At 70.6% G+C, this 24066-nt stretch carries 16 protein-coding genes and 1 riboswitch; of the genes, 12 read left to right on the top strand and 4 right to left on the bottom strand.

Annotation, left to right across the window (positions count from 1 at the left end; all coding sequences use genetic code 11):
* The first annotated feature begins 93 nt into the window (after positions 1-93).
* The 12 genes from OG446_RS32835 (at position 94) to OG446_RS32890 (ending at position 16669) form a co-directional block, all read left to right on the top strand.
* The gene (locus OG446_RS32835) at positions 94-909 is read left to right on the top strand and encodes an SAM-dependent methyltransferase (RefSeq protein WP_328897429.1); all 816 of its coding nucleotides are present in this window, start codon (positions 94-96) and stop codon (positions 907-909) included.
* Between the two features lie 202 nt (positions 910-1111).
* Positions 1112-3178 (top strand): phosphocholine-specific phospholipase C, encoded by a 2067-nt coding sequence (locus tag OG446_RS32840; protein WP_328897430.1) that lies wholly within the window; start codon positions 1112-1114, stop codon positions 3176-3178.
* A 112-nt stretch (positions 3179-3290) separates the two neighbouring features.
* A riboswitch (SAM riboswitch) is annotated at positions 3291-3400 on the top strand.
* A gap of 46 nt (positions 3401-3446) precedes the next feature.
* Entirely contained in the window at positions 3447-3902 is a 456-nt protein-coding gene (locus OG446_RS32845) for a hypothetical protein (RefSeq protein WP_328897431.1), read from the top strand.
* Positions 3903-4812: 910 nt separating this feature from the next.
* A complete protein-coding gene (locus OG446_RS32850) occupies positions 4813-5151 on the top strand; it encodes a MerR family transcriptional regulator (RefSeq protein WP_328897432.1) in 339 nt (112 codons plus the stop codon).
* A gap of 449 nt (positions 5152-5600) precedes the next feature.
* Positions 5601-6401, top strand: a complete 801-nt coding sequence (locus OG446_RS32855; protein ID WP_328897433.1) for a DUF6585 family protein — start codon at positions 5601-5603, stop codon at positions 6399-6401.
* Between the two features lie 305 nt (positions 6402-6706).
* Complete coding sequence (locus tag OG446_RS32860) at positions 6707-8002, top strand: cytochrome P450 (protein ID WP_328897434.1); 1296 nt, start codon at positions 6707-6709, stop codon at positions 8000-8002.
* On the top strand, positions 7999-9255 hold the full coding sequence (locus OG446_RS32865; protein WP_328897435.1) for a cytochrome P450 family protein: 1257 nt from the start codon (positions 7999-8001) through the stop codon (positions 9253-9255). Before OG446_RS32860 ends, OG446_RS32865 begins: the two co-directional genes overlap by 4 nt.
* Before the next feature lie 78 nt (positions 9256-9333).
* A complete protein-coding gene (locus OG446_RS32870; protein WP_328897436.1) occupies positions 9334-10215 on the top strand; it encodes a TIGR03854 family LLM class F420-dependent oxidoreductase in 882 nt (293 codons plus the stop codon).
* A gap of 567 nt (positions 10216-10782) precedes the next feature.
* Entirely contained in the window at positions 10783-11757 is a 975-nt protein-coding gene (locus OG446_RS32875) for an arabinan endo-1,5-alpha-L-arabinosidase (RefSeq protein WP_328897437.1), read from the top strand.
* Positions 11739-13190, top strand: a complete 1452-nt coding sequence (locus OG446_RS32880; protein WP_328897438.1) for a family 43 glycosylhydrolase — start codon at positions 11739-11741, stop codon at positions 13188-13190. The genes OG446_RS32875 and OG446_RS32880 overlap by 19 nt, the downstream gene beginning before the upstream one ends.
* Positions 13191-13273: 83 nt before the next feature.
* On the top strand, positions 13274-15367 hold the full coding sequence (locus OG446_RS32885; protein WP_328897439.1) for a pectinesterase family protein: 2094 nt from the start codon (positions 13274-13276) through the stop codon (positions 15365-15367).
* Positions 15368-15661: 294 nt separating this feature from the next.
* Positions 15662-16669: a LacI family DNA-binding transcriptional regulator gene (locus OG446_RS32890; protein WP_328897440.1), complete on the top strand. Its 1008-nt coding sequence runs from the start codon at positions 15662-15664 to the stop codon at positions 16667-16669.
* A gap of 121 nt (positions 16670-16790) precedes the next feature.
* Here OG446_RS32890 and OG446_RS32895 read toward each other — a convergent pair whose 3' ends face one another.
* From OG446_RS32895 to OG446_RS32910, 4 genes are read right to left on the bottom strand one after another with little or no spacing between them, the layout of a single operon-like run.
* Positions 16791-17504 (bottom strand): glycoside hydrolase family 12 protein, encoded by a 714-nt coding sequence (locus OG446_RS32895; RefSeq protein ID WP_328897441.1) that lies wholly within the window; start codon positions 17502-17504, stop codon positions 16791-16793.
* A 39-nt stretch (positions 17505-17543) separates the two neighbouring features.
* A complete protein-coding gene (locus tag OG446_RS32900) occupies positions 17544-19796 on the bottom strand; it encodes a glycosyl hydrolase family 95 catalytic domain-containing protein (RefSeq protein ID WP_328897442.1) in 2253 nt (750 codons plus the stop codon).
* Positions 19793-21769 (bottom strand): beta-galactosidase, encoded by a 1977-nt coding sequence (locus tag OG446_RS32905; protein ID WP_328897443.1) that lies wholly within the window; start codon positions 21767-21769, stop codon positions 19793-19795. The genes OG446_RS32900 and OG446_RS32905 overlap by 4 nt, the downstream gene beginning before the upstream one ends.
* A gap of 22 nt (positions 21770-21791) precedes the next feature.
* On the bottom strand, positions 21792-24035 hold the full coding sequence (locus OG446_RS32910; protein ID WP_328897444.1) for a WD40/YVTN/BNR-like repeat-containing protein: 2244 nt from the start codon (positions 24033-24035) through the stop codon (positions 21792-21794).
* Positions 24036-24066: the final 31 nt, after the last annotated feature.

Raw genomic sequence — 24066 nt, forward strand, 5'->3', positions numbered from 1 at the left:
TCCGAGTCTCCGTGGCTGATGCGCCGAGAGGCGGGCACGGCACCGGGTTAGGTTGAGAGCGTCCCTCAACACCGTTTGTGCCAGGAGGCACCCGTGAGCGAGAACCAAGTGCCTGCCCGAGTCGGCATATCGGCGCGGATCGATACCACACGCCCTCATTCGGCCCGGTTCTGGAACTACTTCGTGGGCGGCAAGGACAACTACGAGGTCGACCGTGAAGTCGGAGACCAGATCAAGGCCTTCTTTCCCGGCCTCGTCGATGTGGCCGTGGCCGGACGGCAGTTCCTGCGCAGGTCGGTGAGTCACCTGGTCCAGGAACGGGGCATCAGGCAGTTCCTCGACATCGGGACCGGCCTGCCCACTGCTGACAACACCCACCAGGTCGCGCAGGCGATCGCCCCGGACGCGCGCATCGTGTACGTCGACAACGACCCGCTGGTGCTGACGCATGCGCGGGCCCTGCTCACCAGCACGCCGGAGGGGGTCACCGACTACATCGACGCCGACCTCTACCGGCCCGACGTCATCCTGGCCGAGGCGGCGAAGACCCTCGACTTCGAGCGGCCCGTCGCGCTCATGCTGCTCGGCATACTCGGCCATGCCGGTGACTTCGCCCAGGCACGTGACGTGGTGCGCGCGCTCATGGACGGGCTGCCGTCCGGGAGTCTCCTCGTCGTGTACGACGGCACGCGGACCAGCGAGGGCATGATCGCCGCGGAGAAGGCGTACATCGAGAGCGGTGCCGTCCCGTACTACGTCCGTGAGCCCAGGGAGATCGAGACCCTCTTCGACGGCCTGAGCATGATCGAGCCCGGCTTCGTACGGCTCAGCGAGTGGTATCCCGATGCCGACAGCGCGACGGTGGCGGCCGATGTGGACGCGTTCGGAGGCGTGGGAGTGAAGGCGTAGGACGCCGGCCGGTGTGGGGTGGCCGGGGTGATCGCGCGTTGGGTGTGGCGCGCGAGCGGTGTGCGCAGTCGGCTCCGCCGCCGGGAGTTCGGTCGATCGACACCCCGTGCACACCGCACGGGCCTTCCGCCGGCACCGTCGGTTCTGGAACACTCCAGTCGCCTTCGCCCCATATCCCCTCACCCCACAGAGGCCCCCACCCATGGCAGAACTGAACCGTCGCCGCCTCCTGCAACTCGCCGGAGGGACAGCCGCCTACACCGCGTTGTCGAGCAGCATCGCCCGCGCCGCCTCCCTGCCCGCGAAGGGGCGTACGGGCAGCCTGCAGGACGTCGAGCACATTGTCGTCCTGATGCAGGAGAACCGTTCCTTCGACCACTACTTCGGCACCATGAACGGCGTTCGCGGCTTCGGTGATCCGCGACCGGTCACGCTCCCCAGTGGAAAGCCGGTCTGGCATCAGAAGGACCTCCTCGGCAAGGAGGTGCTGCCGTTCCGGCCGCCCGCCGACGAGCTCGGGTTGCAGTTCCTCCGCGACCTGAACCATGACTGGGCAGGCGGGCACCGGGCGTTCAACAAGGGCGCGTACGACCAGTGGGTGCCGGCCAAGACCGCGACGACGATGGCGCACCTCACACGTGAGGACATACCGTTCCACTACGCCCTGGCCGATGCGTTCACCGTCTGCGACGCGTACCACTGCTCGTTCATCGGGAGTACCGACCCCAACCGCTACTACCTGTGGAGCGGGTACACGGGGAACGACGGTTCCGGAGGCGGTCCCGTGCTCGGCAACGACGAGGCGGGTTACGGGTGGACCACCTACCCGGAGCGGCTGGAGCGGGCCGGGGTGTCGTGGAAGGTCTACCAGGACATCGGCGACGGGCTGGACGCCGCCGGGTCCTGGGGGTGGATCAACGATGCCTACCGGGGTACGTACGGCGACAACTCGCTGCTGTACTTCAACAGTTACCGCAACGCCGAGCCCGGGGATCCGCTCCACGACAAGGCCCGCACCGGTACCGACATCAAGAACGGCGGCGGGCTCCTCGACGACCTCAAGGCCGACGTCCGGGCCGGCGCGCTGCCGAAGGTCTCGTGGATCGTCTCGCCCGAGGCGTACAGCGAGCATCCCAACTGGCCCGCCAACTACGGTGCCTGGTACATCTCCCAGGTACTGGACGCACTGACCGCCGACCCCGAGGTCTGGGGCCGGACCGCCCTCTTCATCACCTATGACGAGAACGACGGCTTCTTCGACCACGTGGTGCCGCCCTTCGTGCCCTCGGGTCCCGCGCAGGGGCTGTCCACCGTGGACACCGCCGCCGACTACTTCCCCGGTGACATCCGGTACGCCGCCGGGCCGTACGGGCTCGGTCAGCGGGTGCCCATGCTCGTCGTCTCCCCCTGGAGCACCGGAGGGTTCGCGTGCTCCGAGGTCTTCGACCACACCTCCGTCATCCGGTTCATGGAACAGCGCTTCGGTGTGCACGAGCCCAATATCTCGCCCTGGCGACGCGCGGTCTGCGGCGATCTCACCTCCGCCTTCGACTTCGGTCGTGCGGACGTCTCGGACGTGTCGTTGCCGTCGACCGACGCCTACGAGCCTCCGGACCGCCTCCGGCATCCCGACTACACTCCCGCGCCGCCCGCCGCAGGCAGCCTGCCCAAGCAGGAGAAGGGCGCCCGGCCCACCCGGCCGCTGCGCTACGCGCCCTTCGTCGACGGTGCGGCCGATCCGGCCACCGGCAAGTACCGCCTCACCTTCAGCGGTGGCGCCGCGGCCGGGGCGCAGTTCCTGGTGACCTCCGCCAACCGCACCGACGGGCCGTGGACGTACACCACCGAGGCGGGCAAGTCCCTCGCGGACAGCTGGAACACGGCCTACTCCAAGGGAGTGACCGACCTCACCGTCCATGGCCCCAACGGCTTCCTGCGCACCTTCCGGGCCGGGGGCAAGGTGGCGGGACCGGAGGTGACGGCTCGTCATGTCGCGTCCGGTGGAGGGCTTGAGCTCACGTTCGTCCACGGCGGCTCCGCCACGGTCCGGCTGACCGTACGCAGCGCGGCCGGGTACGGGGGCGGCGTGCAGACCTTCGAGGTCCGTGCGGGCGCCACCGTCAAGCATGTGCTCGACCTGCGGGGAAGCGGGAACTGGTACGACGTCACCGTCGTCTCCGACGTGGACGCCACCTTCCTGCGGCGCTTCGCCGGACATGTCGAGACCGGTCAGGCCGGTACGAGCGACCCGGGCCTCGTCACCGGGTGAGTGGCCCTGTCTGGGGAGGAGGTTGGGGGCGGGCGGTGGGCGTCCGCGGGCGTCCGCTCGCTCCTGACCACCCGTCGGGACGGCTGGTTTGCGTGCGTTAGAGTCCTGCACGGGTCATGAGTTCCAGTGCACAGCCCCGGCTTGCTGGACGGCACCCCGCTCCGCTGCGGGTGCTCCGGGTGACGACCTGCCCCGCGCGAAGGGCACGGGGAACAGCGGACCACGGTGCAGGCGCTCCGGGTCCTCGGCCCGGAAGGCGAACCTCACCATGCTGCGTCACCTCACCCAGAACGACTCCGTGCGGAGCGACGACTGCTCGCGTTATGCCGCGGGTCACCGCGTGCACTGGATCCACGCGAAGAAGTGCCGCCAGGAGCCGGGGCAGGCCGTCGAGGTCCTGCTCACCTCCGGTGATGTCCGCGACGACGGATGGATCGAACTGCGGGCCGCCTTCGACTACGCGGGTGACCTCCCTCCGGTGTGGACCCATGCCCCCGCCGCACTGCGGGACACCCTCGCCGGTCACCGCGGGCGCGTGTACTGGCTGGCGCGCTGGCATGCGCTGAAGCTCGAGTACGGCAATGGCGAGGGCGCGGTGTCCGGGGGAGCCGGAGCGCGGGGCGCGGCCGGGCTGGTCAACGTCGGGTACGAGGGCGGCCGGCTCTGTGAGGTCGAGGCGGGGGACGAGGGCGACCTTGCCGGGGGCCACGCCTCCGTGGCATAGCCCCCACCGAGGCGATCGGGCGGGTCGCCGTGTCGGCTGTCCCTGCCGCGCCGGCCGGCGGCTCCGGTGTCGGCGGCATCGATCCGGCATGACGTACCTGGTCAGCGCGGGTGAGTCGGCCGACGCGTGACCGCCGCGTACCCGGTCGGTGACCAAGGCCGACTACCGCTCGACCTGACACACGGAAATCTATGTTGGCGGGAGTAGACATTGGGTTGTGGTGTGGCTATGGTTTCTCTCGTAGCCCAGAGAGACAGCAGGGCCCGGCAGAGACGAACTGCCGGGCAGCAGTATCCGCAGTTCGCACGACGGTGCGGTGGTGGAGTTTCGAAGCCAGGCTGTTGCAGGACGGCGACGGGACTGACGACCGCACCGGGCGGCCCGCAGTGATCAGGGGCTGCCGTGAGCAGGACCGCAGTTCACGCAGTAGTAGTTCGGCAAGCGCAGTACCCAGCAGTGAAGTCAGTGAGCAGCACCTCGGTGAAGGCGTCGGCTGCGGGCGCGCGTGCCGGGAGGTTCGGCAGTGGGGTTCCAAGCCAGAGCAGACGCAGGACGGGCAACGGGGCTGGCTGCCGAAGAGTGGCGCTGTCGCAGGCCACGAAGCAGTTCGCATCACCAGCAGTACCAGTAACAGGTAAGTGACTGATCCCAGAGGGAAGAAACGGAGGACCAGGCGCCATCAGGATCGCCCGGGCGGAAGCCTTGAGCCCGGGTACCGCAGGACATCGATAGTGAGGTGGTCTCCGGTCAAGCAACCGCGATCCCCGCAACCCCGACGCGTTCCAGGTCGGGTCGGCGGAAACAGAAGGCCGGCACAGTATCAAGGCCGGCAGATGGTGTAGCAGTTCCTTCGGGGCCCGGGTGCCACATGGCACTCGGGCCCCTCCACGCGTTCCGCAGAGAGGTGCAAATGACAGCAGACGACTCGTTCGGCCGTCTCGATGACGACGACTACCCCGCCTACACCATGGGCCGGGCAGCCGACATGCTCGGCACTACCCAGGGCTTCCTCCGCGCCATCGGCGAAGCCCGCCTCATCACCCCGCTGCGCTCCGAGGGTGGCCACCGCCGCTACTCCCGGTACCAGCTGCGCATCGCAGCCCGCGCCCGGGAACTCGTCGACCAGGGCACCCCCATCGAGGCCGCCTGCCGCATCGTCATCCTGGAAGACCAGCTCGAAGAAGCTCAGCGCATCAACGCCCAATACCGCCACGCTGCCGAAGCGGAGAATCAGGCGACCGCGAGCTGAGGTGGCACGTCCCCGCCGGGTACTGCACACACCTGGCGGCGCCCCGGGCCACCCGTCAGCACCGCCTGCCCCACCCGCCCCCGCTCCGGCCGGCTCGCACGAACACCGGGCGTCGACCGGCAGCGGATGGTGCGGGGAGCACAAGTGACAGGGCCGCTCAGCAGCAGTGCTGCGCGGCCCTGACGTGCGTCGGGACCGGCATACGGGCCGACTGACGAGGCCGTCGCAGGTCGAGGCCGCAGCAGTGGTTGCGTCCCTCCGGGCCGCAGACGGCGACCGCTCCTGGTCCAAGCGGTGACGTCGACGAGAGCTCGGGACCGCTCCGCCTGGCCGATGCGCAGGGCCGGGGCGCCCTTCCCGAACGGGCTTCCCTCCCCGATAATGGCCCTCCGCTGTCTGGCCTTGGGGGGCTTGTGTCGGATCGTGGTTCCCATCCTGTTCCACCCGCCATGCGCAGAGTCGCGCGGGACTTCGAACTCGGGGCGCACCAGGGGCTGGTGTGGACCGATCCCAAGCGCTTCCCGTGGATCGTGGTGCTGCTGCCGACACTGGTCGGACTGCCGGTGCTCCGGCTCGGGATTTCTGCCGCACGGGAGGGCCAACGGAGCGACGGCGCCTGGTACTACGGGCTGCCGCTGCTCGTCCTGGGGACCGCCATAGTCGCCGCAGCCGTGTATTTCCTCTTCCTCGCGCTCACGAGACGGCAGCCGCAGGTGTGGGTAGGTCACTACCGGCACGGCATCGTCCGGGAGGTGGCCGGGCACGTGCCGGAGGCCTACGCGTGGGACGAGATCGACGGCATTCGGCGGAGCAGTACCAAAGTGACGAACGGGATCACCAGCGTGACCACGCACGAACTCCGGGTGCGTCCCCGTGAGGGTGCCGAGATCACGGTGACCGACGCGTACAAGGGGGTCGCACGGTTCATCGACGAACTGGACAAGACCTTCACGCGCGTACGGCTGCCGCTGGACAGGGACCGGCTGAACGCGGGCGAACGGGTCGACTTCCTCGGGGCCCACCTCGATCCCGCCGGTGTGGGATACCTCGAACACCGGCTCGGCTGGCGCGAGGTCGAGCGGGTCACGGTCGAACAAGGCCGGCTGGAGATCCATCGGCACGGCGACGGAGAGCCGTGGGCCGGGCTCCCCGTGGAGATGGTCGAGAACCTCTCGGTCTTCCTGGCCCTCGCAGCGATGATGTGCCGGCCGGCGGGCGGGAATCGGCCGCGACCTGACAATCCGGCCTGATCCGGCGAAGGCCGGCGCTCCGGCAACCGCAGTGCGCTGGTGGCCGTGGCCACCCAGTCACGGGAAGTGCCACGTTCCTGAGTCCGGTGTCCTGGCTGTCGACGTGAGGCCGCCGCGGACCTGCTGGTCGGCGAGACCACCTGCGCCACCCGCGGCGATTACCTGCATGGTCGTCCTGTTGTTCCGTTCAGGGCACGGGATTGATCGCCGTTGACTGTTCCGAGGTCACACAAAATCCTTATAGTGAACATGCGTTGATCGCATGATCATGACGCGTGCAGCTGTCGCCACAGGAGTCAGGACTCATGACGCGCCCTTCTTCCACAGAGCCCGCGCCGACCTCTCCGCCTCCGCCCCCCGGCTGTCCGGCGCACAGCGGAGCCGTGCCGCTCGGCGGGCCCGGTTTCCAGACCGAGCCGCAGGCCGCGTACCGCACCATGCGGCGTGACCACGGACCCGTCGTCCCCGTGGAGCTGCCGGGCGGGTTCCCGGCCTGGCTGGTCATCGGGTACCGCGAACTCCATCAAGTCACCAGTGACGGCGAGCTGTTCCCGCGCGATGTCGGCCTGTGGAACCAGTGGCCCCACATCCCCGACGACTGGCCGCTGCTGCCGATGGTGGGGCGACCTCTGCCGTCCATCTACTTCAGTGCCGGGGAGGAACACCGGCGGCACGCCCGGATGGTCGGGCCGGCCCTGGAGGGCGCCGATCCGTTCCAGATCCGCAGCCACTGCGAGCAGTTGGCCGACCGGCTGATCGACGACGTGTGCAGCCGCGGCACGGCCGACCTCGTCGCCGACTTCTGCGAGCCGCTTCCCGTCCTCGTCCTCGCCCGCCTGGTCGGGTTCCCCGACGACGAAGGCGCCGACATCGCCCAGGTGTTGAAGGACCTGGCCGACGGCGGCCCGGACGCGCAGAGCGCCCATCTGCGGTTCGGGGAACACATGGCCCGGCTGGTGGCCGCGAAGCGGGCCGTGCCCGGGGACGACGTGACCTCCCGCATGCTCGCCTTCCCCGAGGCGTTCACCGACGAGGAGTACATGCTCGACCTGATGGCCATCACGGCCGCCGGGCACCTCACCACCGCCGACTGGGTCAGCAACTCCCTGCGGCTGATGCTCACCGAGGACGCGTTCGCCGAATCCATGGCGCGCGGCCGGCGCAGTATCGGCGAGGCCATGAACGAGGTGCTCTGGGAGGACACGCCCACCCAGATCCTCGCCGGGCGCTGGGCCGTACGGGACACCCAGCTCGGCGGTCAGCGGATCAAGGCGGGGGACATGCTGCTGCTCGGGCTCGGTGCCGCCAACACCGACCCGCTGATCCGGCAGAGCATGTCCGGCACCGGAGCACCCGCGCAGGGCGGCAACGGCGCCCATCTCGCGTTCAGCCACGGTGAGTACCGGTGTCCCTTCCCCGCCCAGGAGATCGCCGAGATCATCGCCCGGACCGGCATCGAGGTCCTGCTCGACCGGCTGCCCGATCTCCAGCTCGCCGTCCCCGTCGACGACCTCGTACGACGGCCCTCCGCGTTCCTGCGCGGCACCACTTCGCTCCCCGTTCGGTTCACCCCCGTTCGTACGACAGGAGACCTCTCGTGAACTGCCCCCACGCCGCCGCTCAGGCAGCAGCCCGGAACGGCGGGACCGTCGTCATCGATCCGATGGTCCAGGACCTGGACGGGGAGACGGCGCGGCTGCGCGACGCCGGACCGCTGGCCCGGATCGAGCTGCTCGGTGTCCCGGCCTGGGCCCTCACCCGGCACGCCGACGCCCGGCAGCTCCTGCTCGATCCGCGACTGGTGAAGGACCTCGACGCCTGGGGCCTGTGGCAGAGCGGCGAGGTGACGCACGCGTGGCCGCTCATCGGCATGATCGACGCGGGCCGGTCCATGTTCACCGTCGACGGCGACGAGCACCGCCGGCTGCGGACCAAGACCTCCCAGGCGCTCACGCCCCGCCGGCTGGAGGCGATACGCCCCGACATCGAGAAGTTCACCGAGGAACTGCTCGACGCGCTCGCCGAGGGCGGCAGGGACGGGGCCGTCGTCGACCTCAAGGCCGTCTTCGCGCAGCCGCTGCCCATGCGGGTCGTCGGCATGCTGATGGGTGTGGATCCCGCCGAGAACGCCATGCTGACCCGGCAGTACAAGGCCTTCTTCTCGATGCTCACCCCGCAGGACGAACGCCTGGCCCTCCTCGCCGACCTCGACGTCTTCTACGCCGGGCTCGTACGCGAGAAGACCGCGCAGCCGACCGACGACCTGACCTCCGCGCTCATCCTCGCCGACGAGGGCGGCGAGCCGCTGACCGAGGAAGAAGTGGTCGGCAACCTCAAGGCGATGGTCGCCGCCGGGCACGAGACCACGATCGGGCTCATCCTCAACGCCGTACGCGCCCTGCTGGCCCACCCCGACCAGTTGCGGATGGTCCTCGACGGCGAGGTCTCCTGGGAGACCGTGATCGAGGAGACGCTGCGGTGGGACACCCCGACCACCCATCTGCTGATGCGGTTCGCGACCGAGGACATCCAGGTCGGTGACGGTGTCATCGCCAAGGGCGAGGGCGTGGTCATCTCCTACCGGGTGATCGGCCGCGACCCCGAGCAGCACGGCCCGGACGCCGACGCGTTCGACATCACCCGTGCCACGCCCATCCGGCACATGACCTTCGGCCACGGTCCGCACATCTGCCCCGGCGCGGCGCTCTCCCGCGTCGAGGCGGGCATCGCCCTGCCGGCGCTCTTCGGGCGGTTCCCGCAGCTGCGGCTCGCCGTGCCGGACGCGGACATCCGCAAGCTGCCCGTGATGACACAGAACGACATGGAGGCCTTTCCCGTTCTGCTCAACGGCTGAGTCCGCTCGCTCAACGCCTGGATTCGCCCGGCTCAACGCCCGAATCCGCCGGCGGGCAGCGCGCGTAGGGTGGATGTCATGAAGATCCGCTTCGGAGTCGGGCTCGGTGCAGGTGCGGCATTGTCGGATTTCAGCCGGATCGTCGACCGCCTCGAACGCGACGGCGTGGATTCGCTCTGGCTGTCCGAACACATCTGCTCGGAGGCCGTGGACCCCTTCGTCGGCATGGCCCACGCCCTGTCGAGGACGAGCCGGCTCAAGGTCGGTACCTCGGTGGCGGTGCTCCCGGGGCGGCACCCGGTCCTGGTCGCCAAGCAGTTGGCGTCCCTGGCCGGGCTCTCGCCCCGGCGCGTGCTCCCGGTCTTCGGTCTCCAGCCGGCACGGCCCGGTGAACGGGAGCTGTTCCCCGCGCCGGAAGGCCGGCGCGGGGCGCTGTTCGACGAGTCCCTGGAACTGCTGCGGGCCTCCCTCGGCGGGGAAGTCGCAGGCTTCGACGGGGAGTTCCTGAAGGTCGCGAGCGCGCGGATCGCGCCGCTGCCCGCGAAGCCCCTGGACGTCTGGCTCGGCGGAAGCGCGCCCGCCGGGCTCCGCAGGGTCGGGCGGTACGGGGACGGCTGGCTGGGGTCCTTCCTCACACCCGGTGCGGCGGGGCGGGCCCGCGAGTCCATTCAGGCCGCGGCCGAGGAAGCTGGGCGGGAGATCGAGCCCGACCACTTCGGGATCAGTCTCACGGTGGCGGAGAACGGAATCCCGCAGGAGCTGGCCGAGGCGATTCGCCGGCGTGCTCCGGAGAGCGACCCACGGGACCTCGTGGCCGACGGATGGCCGGAACTCCACCGGCTGCTGGACGGATATGTCGAGGCCGGGCTCAGCAAGTTCGTGGTCTACTCCGCAGGGGGTGGGCCCCTCGACGCGTTCGTGGACCGGTTCGAGGCGGAACTGCTGCCCCGGCAGAACTGAGAGCGCGGCTCCCACGGCCGGGCGGCGCTCGGCCTCGGCGCGGTCGGGTCAGGGCTGGAGAAGGGCGCACCGGCCATGTCCCGGTCGGGCGTGCGGGCGGGGGGCCGGGGCTCGATCCTGCCTGCGGTGCGGAGCTTCACGGCGGCCGACCGGGCGGGCCCGGGTACCACCTGGACGAGGCGCAGGGGCCGCGGAGCGGGAGTCGGCCGAAGTGCTCGGCGTTCCGTACGACGACGTCACACCGGCCTTCACCACCGGCACCGAGTTCGAGCCGGCCCGCCGGGTCCCGCGCGAGCAGGTTCTGCACCGGGACCGATGGGATCGGCACTCCACCCCGGCCCATGCGGTGAGATTCCTCTCCGGGTGTGCGCCGGCCGTTGACGCGCAAGCTGTTCGACTCTACGGTCCCGTTCGAAGTTACGAGCGCTATTCGATATGTCGAACACGTTGTCTGTCGTGGAGGGGTAGACCTTCTTGCTGACATGAGCATGGCAACCAACCGCTGTCCGGCGGCGACTGCTGTACGAGCCCACGCTCCTCCCGTAACCGAACGCAGGAGGTCCCCTCATGAGCCGCACCACCCGCAGAAGGACCCTCGCGGTCCTCCCCGCCGCACTGCTCCTGGCCCTCGTGCCGGGCAGCGCCTCCGCCTACCCCAACCCCGGTACGGTGACCGGTGACATCGTCGTCCACGACCCCTCGATGGTCCGGACGTCCTCGGGGCAGTACCTGCTCTACTCGACCGGCGACAACCTCCAGCTGCGCACCTCCACCGACCGCACCGCCTTCCGCCGCTCCGGATCGGCCTTCAGCACCCCGCCGGGCTGGTGGAAGAACTACTCCTCGGCATCCGACCCCTGGGCGCCGGACATCTCGTTCCGCGGCGGCAAGTACCTGATGTACTACGCCGTCTCGTCGTTCGGGTCGAACACCTCGGCCATCGGGCTCGCCGGCTCCACCACCGGGCAGCCGGGCAGCTGGACCGACTACGGCACGGTGTACACCTCGAACGCGTCGAGCGACTACAACGCCATCGACCCCAACCTCTTCGTGGACGACGACGGTAAGTGGTGGCTGTCCTTCGGCTCCTGGTGGACCGGGATCAAGATGATCCGGATCGACCCCTCGACCGGGAAGCAGTACGCCGGTGACACGGCACGCCGTTCGCTGGCCTCCCGCCCCACCGGGACCAAGGCCGTGGAGGCGCCGACCGTGGTGAAGCGGAACGGCTACTACTACCTCTTCGCCTCGTACGACACCTGCTGTGCCGGTACAAGCTCCACGTACAAGGTCAAGGTGGGCCGCGCGACGATTGTGACGGGGCCGTACAAGGACCGCAACGGCGTGAACATGCTCAGCAACGGCGGGACGCCCGTGCTGGAGTCGCACGGGCGCTACATCGGGCCCGGCGGGCAGTCGGTACTCGCCGACTCCGACGGTGATCTGCTCGTCTACCACTACTACGACGGCCAGGACAACGGGACCCCGAAGCTCGGCGTCAACCTTCTGAACTGGAGCAGCGGATGGCCCGTCGCCTACTGACCCTGCTGAGCGCCCTCCTCCTCGCCCTGGTCCTGGCGCAGCCGGCGCCCGCGTCGGCGGCCGAGGGGCGCCCGTACGCCAACCCGGTCAAGGCGCAGAAGGGCGCCGACCCCTGGATCTCGTACCACGACGGCAACTACTACCTGGTGACGACGAGTTGGACCGACGTCATCACCATGCGCAGCTCGCCCACGCTGGCCGGACTCGCGGCCGCCCCGAGCGTGCAGGTCTGGAAGGGCGACGCGGCCTCGCGCTGCTGCAACATCTGGGCGCCCGAACTGCACTACTCGGGCGGCCGCTGGTACCTGTACTACGTCGCGGGGCAGAACATCGCCGACTACAACCCGACCCAGCGGGTGCACGTCCTGGAGAGCGCCGGTTCGGACCCGACGGGGCCGTACGCGTACAAGGGCCGGCTGGGCAGCGACTGGATGCTCGATCCGAGCGTGCTCACCGTGAACGGCAGGCTGTACCTCCTCGGCAGCGCGAGCGGCGGCGGCACCCAGAACCTGGTGATCGCGCCGATGGCGAACCCGTACACGCTGAGCGGGCCCTTCTCGACGATCTCGACACCCGTGTACGGCTGGGAGAAGTCCGGGGCCGTCGTCAACGAGGGGCCCGAGGTGCTGCAAAGGGGCGGGAGGACGTACCTCGTCTACTCCGCCAGCGGTTGCTGGACCCCCGACTACAAGCTCGGGCTGCTCACGCTCACCGGTTCCGATCCGCTGTCCGCGTCCTCGTGGACGAAGAAGGCGGATCCCGTGTTTCAGCGGAAGGACGCGGCGGGGGTCTACGGGCCGGGACACAACGGGTTCTTCACCTCGCCCGACGGGACGGAGAGCTGGATCGTCTACCACGCCAACGACGCCGCCTCGGACGGCTGCGACAACGGGCGTACGGCCCGGGCGCAGAAGTTCACCTGGAACGCCGACGGCACACCGAACCTCGGCACACCCGTCGCGCTCGGCACCACGGCCGCCGGGCCCGCAGGGGAGACGGCAGCCACCCCCACCGCCTACACCGTCGTCAACCGGGCCACCGGCAAGTGCATGGCTGTGGCCGCCGGTTCGGGCGGTGACGGGACCGGCGTCCTGCAGGGCACGTGCGACGGCGGCAGCCGGCAGCGGTGGCGCATCGAGGACCGGGGTGACGACACCAGCCGGATCGTCAACGCGGCCACCGGGAAGGTCCTGGACACCGCGGACTGCTCCACGGCCGACGGAGCCGACCTGCGGCTGTGGTCCTGGCTGGACAACACCTGTCAGCGCTTCAGGTTCCTGGTCACGGACGCGGGCGGCTGGGTGCGCGTCGTGAACCAGGCGTCGGGGAAGGTCGCCGACGTGGCCGACTGCTCGGCGGCCGACGGGGCGGACATCCGGCAGTGGTCGTGGCTCGGCAACCACTGCCAGCAATGGCGGTTGAAGCCCGTCTGAACAGGCGCGGGCAGCAACCTTTCGGCCGGGCGGCGGCAACCAGTACCTGAACGGCATCCTTCCTCGACGGAATGGTTCAGGTCATGACAGCGGAACGCCGAACGGCGCAGCACACCCCCCACATGCCCGCAGGCAGCAGCCGCCGCAGTCGCAGAACACGGCTGGGTGTGGCGATTGCGGTCAGCACGGCCCTGGCGGCCGGATTCGCCGCCACCTCGGCGAACGGTGCGACGGAGCCGCGGAACACCCCCCACCCCGCCTCGTCGGCCGCCTCCCCGGTCCGGGCCGACGAGGCGGCCGACGGCTTCGCCTCGGTCCACGCCCTGGGGCAGGACGGAACGTACGGCGGACGCGGCGGCGAGACCGTGACCGTGCGCACCCTCGCCGATTTGGAGAAGTACGCGACGGCGGCAGAGCCCTACGTCATCGTCGTCGCGGCGGCCATCACCATGGATCCCAAGGGCAAGGAGATCAAGGTCGCCTCCGACAAGACGATCATCGGCTCCGGCACCTCCGGGCACATCGTCGGCGGAGGCTTCTTCCTCGGCCAGGGCGTGCACAACGTCATCGTCCGCAATCTGACGATCCGGGACTCGTACGCCGGGACCTGGAACGACAAGGAGCACGACTGGGACGCCATCCAGATGGACGGCGCCCATCATGTGTGGATCGACCACAACGACCTGCGGAACATGGCCGACGGGCTGATCGACAGCCGCAAGGACACCACCTACCTCACGGTGTCCTGGAACCGGCTCCAGCACGACAACAAGGCGTTCGGCATCGGCTGGACCGAGAACACCACCGCCGACATCACGATCCACCACAACTGGTTCCACGAGACCGAACAGCGCAACCCCTCGACCGACAACGTGGCCCACGCCCACCTGTACAACAACTTCCTCCAGGACGACCCGGGCACCGACATCACCAGCAGCTACGGCAACTACGCCCGCGGCCGCACGAACATGGTCCTGGAGAACAGCTACTTCGACGGACTGAACAACCCCGTCACCCGGGACAGCACCGCCACCCTCGTCCAGCGCGGCAGCATCTTCGCCGGTACGAGCGGACGCAACGAGAGCGGCGGCGGGGCGGCCTCCTTCGACCCGCACAGCTACTACGCCTACACGCTCGACGACGCCGCGGACGTGCCCGCGCTGGTGAAGGCCGACGCGGGGCCGCGCTCCTCCGTCGCGGCGGCGTCCACCGCCGCCGCGACCACGCTCACCGTGGCCAAGGACGGCAGCGGCCGGTACAGCAGCGTGCAGGCCGCCGTGAACGCGGTGCCCGCGGGCAACACGGCCCGGACCGTCATCGCCATCGCGCCCGGCACGTACCGCGAGCTGGTGAAGGTCCCCTCGACCAAGCAGAACGTCACCCTCCAGGGCACCGGGTCCAGCCGCAGGAGCACGGTCATCGTGTACGGCAACGCCTCCGGCACCCAGAAGCCCGACGGGTCGGGGCCGTACGGGACGGGTGGCAGCGCGACCGTCGCGGCCGAGGGGGACGGCTTCCAGGCCCGCAACCTCACCATCGCCAACGACTTCGACGAGGCCGCCCACCAGGACATGAACGGTCTTCAGGCAGTCGCCCTGCGCACCGCGGCCGACAAGGTGTTCCTCGACTCGATCATCACCGAGGGTGATCAGGACACCCTGCTGCTCGACACCGCGGCCAAGGACAGGCTCGGCCGTGTCTACATGAAGAACTCCTATGTCGTCGGCAACGTCGACTTCATCTTCGGCCGGGCGAGCGCCGTCATCGACGCCTCGGTCATCACCCTGAAGAAGCGGTGGAACGGCAGCTCCGCCGGTTACGTCACCGCGCCGAGCACCGCCGCCGGCCGCAAGGGCTTCCTCATCAACAACTCCACGGTCAACGGTGACGTCTCCGCTTCCACCTTCTACCTCGGGCGCCCCTGGCACGCCGGCGGTGACGCCACGCTCGACCCGATGACCACCGTCCGTGACAGCACCCTGAGCGCCGCGATCCGGCCGGCGCCGTGGACCGACATGAGCGGCTTCTCCTGGAAGGACGACCGGTTCGCGGAGTACCGCAACGACGGACCGGGCGCCGGAACGGCGAGCGGCGACCGGCCCCAGCTCAGCGACACCGGGGCGGCGGGACAGGAGGTGGCCGACTGGCTGGAGGGCTGGACCCCGTCGGCGTCCTGAGCCGGCGGCACTCCTGGTCCCCCTGATGTTCCGTTCCGGGTCCGGGCATATCGTGGCGGTAGCCGACACGGCTGCCGCCACGCTCCGTTCCGGAACCGACCACCGGCAGGAGCGAGTCGAAGCGCTTCGACAGGCCTATGGACACGTTGTGCGGGCAGGTCTAGGCTCGTATCATCCGGGCATGTCGCAGGCGGGGCAGGCGAAGTCGAAGCGCTTCGCCTCATCCGGTCGAAGCAGCCGGTGCAGGCCGGTCTCCGTGCCGGTGTCCGACGACGTTCCTTGATGGAGAGCTGAATGGTCACCCTTGCCGAGGTCGCGCAGCACGCCGGAGTCTCCGCGAGCACGGTGAGTTACGTCCTCAGCGGGAAGCGGTCCATCTCGGTGTCCACCCGGGAGCGGGTGGAGCTGAGCATCCAGCAGCTCGGCTACCACCCCAACGCAGGCGCGCGTGCCCTCGCCAGCAGCCGGTCGAACATCATCGCGCTCATGGTGCCGCTGCGCACCGACATGTACGTCCCCGTGATGATGGAGATCGCCATCGCGGTCGCCACCACGGCCCGCACCCATGGTTACGACGTCCTTCTCCTCACCGGGGAGGAGGGGCCCGCCGCGGTGCGGCGCATCGCCGGGAGCTCGCTCGCCGACGCGATGATCCTCATGGACGTCGAACTCCACGACGAGCGGCTGCCACTGCTCCGCGACACCGACCGGGCCGCCGTGCTCATCGGACTGCCGGCCGACACCGACGGGCTGACCTGTGTGGACCTCGACTTCGAGGCGACCGGGGCGCTCTGCGTGGAACACCTGGCCGGCCTCGGCCACCGTGAGGTCGCCGTGATCGGTGAGGCGGCCGCGGTGTACGAACGGCACACCGGATTCGCCGAGCGGACGATCGACGGCATACGCGCCAAGGCGCAGGAGGCCGGTGTGCGTGTGCTGCACCGCCCCTGCGAGGGCGGATATCCGGCGATGGCGCAGACCCTGTCGCGGATCTTCGACGAGCGCCCCGGCACCACCGGTTTCATCGTGCAGAACGAGTCGGCGGTGGAGCCGCTGCTCAACCTCCTGCGGCAGCAGGGCCGGGCGGTGCCCGAGGACGTGTCGGTGGTCGCGATCTGCCCCGAGCAGGTGGCCTCCCAGGCCTCCGTGCGGCTCACCTCCGTGGCCATTCCCGCACAGGAGATGGGGCGCCGCTCGGTCGAGCAGGTCGTCGCCAAGCTCTCCGGTCGCGGTACGGACGAAGTGGAGCTGCTCGCACCCGAGTTGACGGTACGGGAGAGCACCGGGCCCGCCCCGGAGTAGAGCCCGGCGCAGAGCGCGCACGAGCCGGCCCCCGTGCGGGGGCCGGCTCCTTGTGCGTACGGATCAGCGGGGGAGGAGCGGATCAGCGCGGGAGGCGCGGACCAGCCGGAGGAAGCGCGGGTCAGCCGGAGGAGACGCTGAACCCGTTCGTCGTGAAGTCCAGTCCGCCCGCCGACGAGGTGACCTCGTAGCCGAACTGGACGTCGCCGATCGTCTCGTTGCCCCACCAGCCCTTGGTGTCCTTGATCCACTTGAGGATCGGCAGGATGTCCACCGTGCCCGCCGAGGAGTCCGAGGTGCGCAGGAACGAGAAGACCTGGTTGGCCCCGTTGTCACCCTTGTAGACGCTCCAGGTGTGGCCGCCGAGCGTCAGGTTTCCCTGCGGGGAGCCCAGCGGGCCCACGGCGCCGTTGTAGTTGACCCAGAGCATGACCTCGTAGTCGTAGTCGCTGTCCCAGATGTCGTACGAGGTGTTGTACGCACCCGACGACGGGACGGTGACGTTGTACGTGCTGGTGAGCGACCGCAGCGAGGTGATCGACTTGTTGACGACCTTCTTCGCGTTCGGGTACGACTTGATGCCGCCCGTGTTCGGGTGGTCGGCCCAGACGCCCCAGTTGCCGGAGGAGTTGGCCCAGATGGACTGCGAACCTGCGCCGGAGCCCCAGATGTTGTTGTAGAGGGTGTATCCGTCGGATGTGGTGTAGTTGCCCCACTGGTCCGAGGAGGACCAGATCGCGGCCTGGGCGGGGGCGGCGGCGAAGCCGATGAGGGCCGCCACTGCCGTGGCCGGGGCCAGTACGAACCTGCTGAGGGTGCGGGTGCGAGGTGCCATGGGTGTCCTTCCATGGTGGGGGGACTGGGTGGGGGAGTGCTACCGCGGCCCCAGTTCGAGGACGCGGTCCACGCCGGCCTTCAGTTCCAGCGGAGCCGAAGGGGTGCCGGCGGAGGAATCGGTGACGGTGCTGCCGTGGCCCGTACGGACGTCGATCCGGGCGTCACGGGTGGGACGGAGCACCGCGGTCGCGGTGCCGTCGGCGGACCAGCGCAGATCCAGGCCCGCGCCGAACCTGGTGCGCACACCGCGCAGTTCACCGTTCGGGCAGCCGGTCAGCGGTGCGGGCAGCAGGACCAGCCGGCGGGGCGTCGACTGGACGAGCGACTCGATGACCGCTGCGGGCAGCGCGTGCGCGGCGTCCGCGTTGTACACGTTGCGGGACGGATAGTGGGCGCTCATCAGCGAGTCGTGGAAGAAGTCACCCGCCAGTACGGCCTTCAGCGCCGCCGAGACCCGCACCCCGTCCCGCAGCCGCGCGGCGATCAGCGCATGGTGCAGGTGCCCGTGCGCGGAGTCGTTCTCCGATCCGCGCAGCTCCAGTGCGCGGTGTGCGGCGGCCGCGAGAGCGGGGGTGTCGTACGGATTGATCGCGTCCAGCGGCCACACCGGATAGAGGTGGCTGAGGTGGCGGTGGTCGTACGTCTCCTCCAGCCCCGGCCACGCCCACTCGGCGAGCGCGCCGTCCTCGTTGACCCGGTACGCGGGAAGCCGGTCCGCGAGCGCCCGCCGCCGGGCGGAGGCCGGTGCGGTGGGGGAGCGGTCGGCCGACGCGGTGAGGGCGTGGCGGGCCGCCGCGAGGTCCATCGTCGCGTTCACCGTGCCCCAGCTCGCGTTGGCCGGACGGTTCTCCGGTGAGTACGAGGGCACGACGGCCACGGTGCCGTCGGGTGCGGTGCGGGTCAGGAAGTCCTCGTAGAACAGTGCGACTTCGTGGAGCGCGTCGACCAGCCGGGGGTCCGTCGCCCCGCTCGTCTCGGCGTGCTCGATCAGCGGTTCCAGGAGCCAGTCCGCACCGGCCGTCCACAGATGCAACGGGTAGGCGCGCTGGTAGTGGCGGGTGAGTCCGGACTCGCCGTCGGTGTGGGACGGGGCGACGATGCCCCGCGCCCCGAAGATCGCCCGGGCGTTCTCCCGCCAGTCGGCCAACTGGCCGTGGACCAGGCCGGCATGGGCCTCGGACACCTCGGGCAGTGCACCGGCCGCCGCCGACGCGATCTGGAGGTTGAGGTTGGCGTTGGTGGTGAAGGCCCCGGACCAGGCGGTGTCCCAGGTGCCCGTCCACAGGCCGGTCAGCCGGGGCGGCAGGATGCCGGACGACGAGTACAGGTGGTAGCGCCCCGCCGCGAACAGCCGCTCCAGCAGGGCGGGGCTGCCCGGCTTGCCGGTCAACTCGCTGCCGGGCAGTGCGCGTTCCGCCGGATCGGCGTCCAGGGTCAGGGAAGCCCGCTCGAAGGCGGGGCGGTGCAGGGCGCGGTGCCGGTCGAGCAGGGCCGGGTAGTCGTCGTGCGGCAGGGCGGCGCACTCGGCCCTGAGGTCCGGGCTGCCCGTGTGGCGCCGCACCCGGGTGAGCAGCAGCAGGCTGCGAGCCCCCTCGATCCGGATGCCCTCGCCGAAGACGGACACCTTGCCGCCGTCCGCCCGGACCACGGTGATCCCGGTGTAGGCGGCTTCGCTGTCCGGGTAGCCCACGCGCAGGGTGAGCCGGCCGCCGGCGGGCGTCAGCACGGTGCTGCGGCCGATGGCCAGGTTCGGCGGGGCGCCGGGCAGCGCGTGGTCCAGGGTCAGGTCCACCGCGAGCCCGGGGCCGGTGACGTACTGGACGATCACGTCGTCGGCGCGGGAGACGAAGACCTGGCTGCGCCTGCCCTCGCACACGGCCGTGATCTCACCGGTGGCGAAGTCGACCGTGCGGCGGTACCCCGGGGGAGGTTCCGTGCCGTCGGAAGCGGGCGACGCGTCCGGAGTGGGGCGGATCCGCGTCTGGAACGCAGGATGGAAGGGCTGCACCCAGACCAGCGGCCGGCCCACCCCGAACCGCTCGGCGGCCGTGGTGTCCCCGGTGAGCAGCGCGCTCTGCAACCGGTGCAGCCGGTCCGCGAGCTCCGGTGGACGCAGCTGCTCGGAGCCGTTGGGCCGGACCAGGGTGTGGTGGTTGACGATGACCCGGTCGTCGGCGGGGTCCCCGTACACCATCGCCCCGTGCCGGCCGTTGCCGCCGAGGAAGGCGTCCTCCCAGCGGGTGGCGGGCCGCGGTTCCCACGTGCCGTCGACGAGGGTGCGGGCGGTCATGGGGCGGCGCTCCGCAGCACGGCGACCCCGTGGCGGCCCAGCTCCACCCGGTCCTCGGCCGTGCGGCCGGTCAGCAGGTCCTCGTACGAGCCCGGCAGCGTCACCGTGACGGTGTCCCGGCCGTGGTGCAGCAGGAAGAGCAGGTCGCCCCGGCGGACCGCCTCCACACCGTCGGGCAGTCCGGCCAGGACCGGTGTCACGCCGGCCTCCCGCACCGCGTCACCGAGCAGCGCGCGGAGCGCCGCCGGTTCCGGCAGCGTCGACAAGTAGTGGGCCCGGCCCCTGCGCAGCACCGCGGGCAGGCCGGCCAGCTCGCCGTCGCGGTAGGAGACGACCACCTGGGTGCCCTCCGTGGTCTCCAGCTCCTCCGACCACAGGGTGCCGTCGAAGCCGTCGCACGCCACGACCGAGCCCGCGTCCAGCGGCCACCACTCGTGGAGCGTGCGGATTCCGAACAGCTCGCGCAGCCGCTCGTCCATGCCGCCCGGCCGGATGCGGTCGTCCACATCCGCGATCCCGCTGAAGAAGCCGCAGACCAGGGTCCCGCCCTCCTGCGCGTACGCCACCAGATTCTCGATCGCCTCGTCCGTGAGCAGATACAGATGAGGTACGGCGACCGCCTTGAACCGGCTCAGATCGGCGTCGGGGCGGGCGAAGTCCGTGACGACACCGTTCTCCCACAGCGCGCGGTGCCAGCGCTGCACGACCTCGGTGTAGTCCAGCAGCGAGGACGGCCTGCCCTCCTGCGCGCCCGCCCACCACGCGTCCCAGTCGTGCAGGACGGCCACGTCGGCCGGCACGTCACTGCCCCCGACGGCCGGTCCGAGCGTGGCGAGTTCCCTGCCCAGCCGCTTGATCTCGCGGAACGTGCGGCCCTGTTCACCGGCGTGGGTGAGCATTCCGGAGTGGAACTTCTCCGAGCCCTGCCGGGACTGCCGCCACTGGAAGTAGCACACGGCGTCGGCGCCGCGCGCCACGGCCTGCAGCGACCAGAGCCGGTTCAGACCCTCGGGCTTGGGGTGGTTGACGCCCCGCCAGTTGACCGGGCCCGCAGCCTGCTCCATCAGCATCCACGGGCCGGCGGCCTGCGAACGCGTCATGTCGGCGAGCATCGCGTTGTACTGGCCGCCCTGCGGGTCCCGGGGGTCCGGGTAGATGTCGACGGAGACGATGTCCTCCTGCGCCGACCAGGCCCAGGCGTCCTGGCCCGACCACATCGGCATGAAGTTCGTCGTCACCGGCACGCGCGGGGTGTGCCGGGCGACGATGTCACGCTCGGCGACGTAGCACTCCATCAGCGCGTCGGAGGTGAACCGCTTGAAGTCCAGTACCTGCGCCGGGTTCTTCATGTACTGCGCCTTGCGCGGCGGCAGGATCTCCGTCCAGGAGTCGTAGCGCTGGCTCCAGAAGGCGGTGCCCCACGCCTCGTTGAGCGTGTCGACGGTGTCGTACCGGCTGCGCAGCCAGCGGCGGAAGTGGGCCGCCGTCTCGTCGCACCAGCAGTGGGTGCAGTACTCGTTGTTGATGTGCCACACGGTGAGCGCGGGATGGTCCGCGTACCGCGCGGCGAGGTCCTCGGTCAGGGCCGCGGCATAGCGCCGGTAGACGGGGGAGCTGGCGCAGAACTGCTGGCGCGAGCCGTACCAGACGACCGAGCCGTCCTCCGTGCGCGGCAGGGTCTCCGGGTGCCGCGCCCCCATCCAGGGCGGTGGGGACGCGGTCGGGGTGGCGAGCACGACGCCGATGCCGTGGGCGTGCATCAGGTCCATCAGCCGGTCCAGCCAGCCGAACTCCCTGGCTCCTGGGCGTGGTTCGATCTTCGCCCAGGAGAAGACGCCGAGGGTGACGGAGTTGACCCCGGCCTCCTTCATGAGCCGGGCGTCGTCCTCCCACACCTCCTCGGGCCACTGCTCGGGGTTGTAGTCGCCTCCGAAGAGGATGCGGCCACGGGCTGCGTCGCGCAGGGACGGCATGGCGTCTCTCGTTCCTTCTTGCTTATGCGGGTTCTGCGTACTGGATGCCGCGGCCGTTGGTGCCCAGGTAGACACGGCCGTGGACGCGGGGGTCGCCGGTGATCACTTCGCCGGTCCAGCCCCACTGGTGGGAGTCGTCGTTGATCCGGACCCAGGTGGCGCCCGCGTCGTCGGAGCGCAGCACCGCCACGCCGTCGTGCGTCGCGGCGACGCGGCCCGTCTGGAAGACCGCCGGGTAGCCGGCGCCCGGGCGCTTGCGGTCCCTGACCGGCGCGGCCCTGCCGAAGCCCAGGGCGTGCGAGGCCTGGCAGCCGGCCACCGCGGTGAACGTCAGCCCGCCGTCCGTCGAGCGGAACAGTCCGTTGTCCTTCGCGGAGAGCCAGAGGTCGCCACTGCGGCCGGGCGCCGCCACCACCTTGAACTGCACGTCACCGGACGGGAGTCCGGTCGCGCCGCGGGTGAACGTCGCGCCGCCGTCGGCGGAGCGGAAGACCGCTCCGGTGCCGGTGTCGTAGACGTAGAAGCGCCGCGGGTCCAGCGGATCGGCGACCGGGGCGCCGCCCTTGGGGAACGTGGCGACCTCCGCCCAGCTCTCCCCGCCGTCGGTGGAGCGGTGGGCCGGGTACGTGGTGCCGTCCCAGTGGACGAACGACCAGAGCAGCACCGACCCGTCGGCGGACACCGCGACCGGTCCGGGAGCGGATGCGGCCATCTCCGGCTGGGCGGCGAACGGCTGCCAGGTCCTGCCGCCGTCGTCCGAGGACGCGCCGGCGGAGTCCGACCCCGACGGCCAGCCCGTCCGGACGACGTACGAGGGCTTCAGCGCGGCCAGCGCGAGGCCGGTGGCCGTGCCGAAGACGGGGTTCGACGCCATGCCGCGCGACGGGGAGGCGGTGAGCGAGTCGTGGTACATGACGCCGATGTCGCCGAGGCCGCTGAGGAGCCGGGCGCCCTTGCCGGGAGGGGCGAGCAGGAACCGTACGGACGACTCCTCCAGACCCCGGATCTCCGGGGCCCAGTGGACGAGGTCGCGGGTACCGAAGAGCGTCGCGCCGGTCCCGTACACGATGTGCCGGGAGTCGAACGGGTCGACCGCCACGGCCTGGATCCACCAGCCGAACTTGGGCTCCCCGCCCCACCGCAGGTACGGGGTCTCCGCGACATCGAGGACCGCGGTGTCCTTCAGCGATGTCCAGGTGGCGCCGGCGTCGGTGGAGCGGAACACCGTGTCGATCCGCGACCAGCGGTTGTTGGTCGTGACGACGAGCGTCCCGGCGTGGCGCGCGTCGACCGCGACACCGCCGTAGCCGAAGCCGTCACCGGCCGCGGCGTCGGGCCGCACCGGGGTCACCTCGCTCCAGGTGTCCGTCACCGTGTCGAGCCGGTGCACCGAGCCAGCGGACTGCCCGTTGGGGCCCGGGGCGTCGGCGTAGGTGACGTACAGGGCACGGCCGCGCGCGTCGTACGCGGCCCGCACCGGCACCTTCGTCGCCGCGCTCCCCGACGGCTGCCCGGGCACGGCCTCCCAGCCGCCGGAACCGTCCGTACGGTAGAGCGCGCTGCCGCCGTCGCCCCAGCCCGCATAGACCACCCGGCCGGCGGCGGCGAGGAACATCACGCCCTGGCCGCTCGCCGTCGCCGTGGCGGGGAAGTCGACGGGCGCCCAGGTGGCGCCCCGGTCCGTGGAGCGCAGCAGCCCGTCGTGACGGGTGCCGAGCCACAGGGTGTCGCTGTTCCGCGGGTCCACGAGCAGCCGCTCGCCGGCGCCGCGCCCGTCCTCGTTGGCCCCCAGACGCACCGTCAGGTCGGCCCGCTGCCAGGTCGCGCCCCGGTCGTCCGAGCGGAGCACCGCGCCGGGGCTCGCCCAGGACTGGGCGTACGTACCGCAGGCCAGGTAGAGCCGGTCCGGGTGCGCCGGGTCGACGGCCAGGGCCTCGATGCCGAGCAGGTTCCAGTCGTCCCAGCCGAGGTGGTCCGTGAGCGGCGTCCAGCGGGCCTTGTGCCCGTCCCAGCGGTAGGCGCCGCCGATGTCGGTGCGGGCGTAGGCGAGGCCCTTGACCGCCGGGTGGAACAGGACCCCGGTGACGAATCCCGTTCCTCCGATGGCGGCGGTCCGCCAGCGGTGGGGTTCGGTGCGGCCGTCCGAGTGGTGCTTCGACTCGGCCGCGGCAGGGCCCGCGGTCGGCAGGGCCACGGCTGCCGCGGCGACGGCGGCTCCCGCGAGCACGGTTCTGCGACTGGGCGTGGGCGCGGAGGAAGCGCGCATGGCGAGAACACCTTCCGGACAAGGGGGAGGG

It is taken from the genome of Streptomyces sp. NBC_00236 (assembly GCF_036195045.1).
GTDB lineage: Bacteria > Actinomycetota > Actinomycetes > Streptomycetales > Streptomycetaceae > Streptomyces.